This window comes from Microcystis sp. M113S1 (genome assembly GCF_020246945.1).
In the GTDB taxonomy this organism is placed as follows: Bacteria; Cyanobacteriota; Cyanobacteriia; order Cyanobacteriales; family Microcystaceae; genus Microcystis.
This window is the reverse complement of the sequence record NZ_JADBSA010000026.1, coordinates 1-2556: the sequence shown is the minus strand read 5'-3', so window position 1 is coordinate 2556 and position 2556 is coordinate 1. Positions and strand designations below refer to the sequence as shown.

At 44.3% G+C, this 2556-nt stretch carries 2 protein-coding genes; one reads left to right on the top strand and one right to left on the bottom strand.

Annotation, left to right across the window (positions count from 1 at the left end):
- Positions 1-364 precede the first annotated feature (364 nt).
- Positions 365-562 carry a hypothetical protein gene (locus tag IM319_RS01590; RefSeq protein WP_286824346.1) on the top strand — a complete coding sequence of 66 codons (198 nt, stop codon included), beginning with the start codon at positions 365-367 and terminating at the stop codon, positions 560-562.
- 1 nt (position 563) lies between these two features.
- Here IM319_RS01590 and IM319_RS01585 read toward each other — a convergent pair whose 3' ends face one another.
- The gene (locus IM319_RS01585; protein WP_287734367.1) at positions 564-1730 is read right to left on the bottom strand and encodes a cysteine desulfurase family protein; all 1167 of its coding nucleotides are present in this window, start codon (positions 1728-1730) and stop codon (positions 564-566) included.
- Positions 1731-2556: the final 826 nt, after the last annotated feature.

The window sequence follows — 2556 nt, the reverse complement described above, 5'->3', positions numbered from 1 at the left end:
TCAGTCTGTAGAGCGACCATAAGACCAGAACAGAGTAAATCTGTTAAGGCAGGTGCGGAACCCCGCAAGGGAAAGAAGCAGAAACCTAAATCGTGAGGTTTGGGAATCACCGTCCGTTTACGGCGGTGAGGATGTCAAAACTAGGATTGGCCGAATAAATCTAAAAACCTTGTGGGATAATATCTTTAGGCTTTTTGGCCGTCAAAAAGTGCTGGCTATTGGCGTAATCGGCCAGAAAATTCAGTTACAGATGAAAATGGGTAAAACCCCACACCCTTGAAAAGGTAAAGATTTAAAACAAAGTTACCCACAGTCATCGGTTTTTTTGTAAATTTAGATACAGAATTATCAGGGTGATCTGTGTATGTCCTTACTACAATCCCGCACTACTGCCGTTGTTACTTGCCCCCAAGCAAATACATGGGTACAACTAAGAATGCTTCCCTCTCCCTACAGCTTTGATGAAGCGCTACTACTCTGTGAACAGGATCAGGGACGTTGGGTGGCATGGATTCCCGATTTTGGCGAAATTATCTTGATCGAAGGGCAATTTGAGGGATAAACTAACTCTTGCTAACAATTAAGGCAGATAAACAGCGATCGATCACTTGTTTTAATACTAGAGCCGTCCAATCGATATCGGCTGCGCTGGTGTCCCTTCCTAGGGTTAAACGAATTCCCGCTAATGCTTCTCGATCGCTGTAGCCCATAGCTTTTAAAATTGGACTGGGGGAGAGTTTGCCACTATGACAGGCGGATCCAGAACTAATGCCGATTCCTGCTAAATTAAGCTGACGAACTAGCTGTTTTCCCGTGATGTGACTGTCATCGTCTGGACGGACAATAAAGCTGACGTGGTGGGGTAAACGATAGAATCGGTCTCCTGTGGGCAGCAGATAAGGATAATCGGCTAAGAGGTCAAATAATCGATCTCGCAAGGCCATTAAACGCATTTTTTCGCTAATTAAATCTTTTTGGGCTAATTCGGCCGCTAAACCGAAAGATGCGATCGCTGGTACGGCTTGGGTTCCCGATCGCAGACCTTTTTCCTGGCCACCGCCCCGCAGTAATGGTAAAATATCGACACCCGCTCTGATGTATAAAGCTCCCGATCCTTGCATTCCATAAATTTTATGGCTAGAAAGAGATAATAAATCCACCGGCAGTTTCCGCACATCAATCGCACATCTTGCCGCCACCTGCACCGCGTCGGTGTGAAAAAGCACTCCCCTCTCTGTGGCAATGCTGCCCAATTCTTCAATCGGTTGTAGGGTTCCCACCTCGCTTTGTCCGTAAATAATGGAAATTAAGACCGTATCGCTTTGAATTGCGGCTTTTAGGTCTAAAGGATCGACCCTACCTTGACGATTGACGGGAAGACGAGTAATTTGCCAACCTTGCTGCTCTAATTGTTTACAGGGTTCAGCGATCGCCGAATGTTCCACACTAGAAATAATAATATGACGGGGGCGGTTATACTGTTGAGCGACCCCGATAATCGCTAAATTATCGGCTTCTGTGCCGCCAGAAGTAAAGATAATCTGGTCTGGATTGGCATTAATTAACCCTGCCACCTGTTCTCTGGCCATTTCGATGACTGTCGCGGTATCCTGTCCCCAAGTGTGTAAACTGGAGGGATTGCCCCAATCATGCCGGAGAATAGTGGCAACTCGCTCGATTACTTGGGGATGAGTGGGGGTAGTGGCGCTATAGTCAAGATAAATTTGCATTATTTTACAATCCGGCCGATAAGAAGCAAGGACAAGCAGCTATTTTCAGTTTAGCGGCTTAGGTTTAACACTCGATCGATTGTCGGAGCAGTTAAATCATCCCCTATTAAAAATCAGAGATGCCGTTGACATCCCCACAGAGTCGATTTTACCTCTCTTCTGTCAATCTCGGCAGAAGACCAGCAAAAGTCATCCCAAAGACAGAGCAAATATCGACCCTACATATCGACTCCTCAAAACTGTTATGCTTCTAGGAAAAATCTCTTAGACAAAAACTATTGCTAAATCTCTGTAGATGGACAAGCAAAAGCGATCAAGAGATAAAAATAGTTACAGCATCCTTACTCAATCAACAGTTACTTTGAAGAAATTTTCTCGGTTAAGTAATGATAATTTTTCACCGTTTCATCACCTTTGTTTAGTTTCTAATCACGATTTTTTAGGCCATGAGTAAACTTTCTACTTGACTTGAATTACTTCATCGTGTCTCTAGCTAGGGCTTGCTGAATAAATCTAAAAACCTTGTTGGATAATATCTTTAGACTTTTTGTCAATTAAAAAGTACCAGGCATGGGAGTGATCGGGGGGAAAATTGAGGTACTTTTTCCCTGAAAATTAGGTAATTGGCCACCTGAAAATCGGTAAAACCCTACACCCCAACCCCCAACCCCCAACCCCCAACCCCCAACCCCCAACCCCCAACCCCCAACCCCCACCGAAAAACTTTTTCAGCAAACCCTAGTTATAAGCTGTGGAGAAAGCCGGATGCTATAGTGGTAAATTTGGCTAATTCTCAATCTAAAAATGTTTATGACCACAACCACTT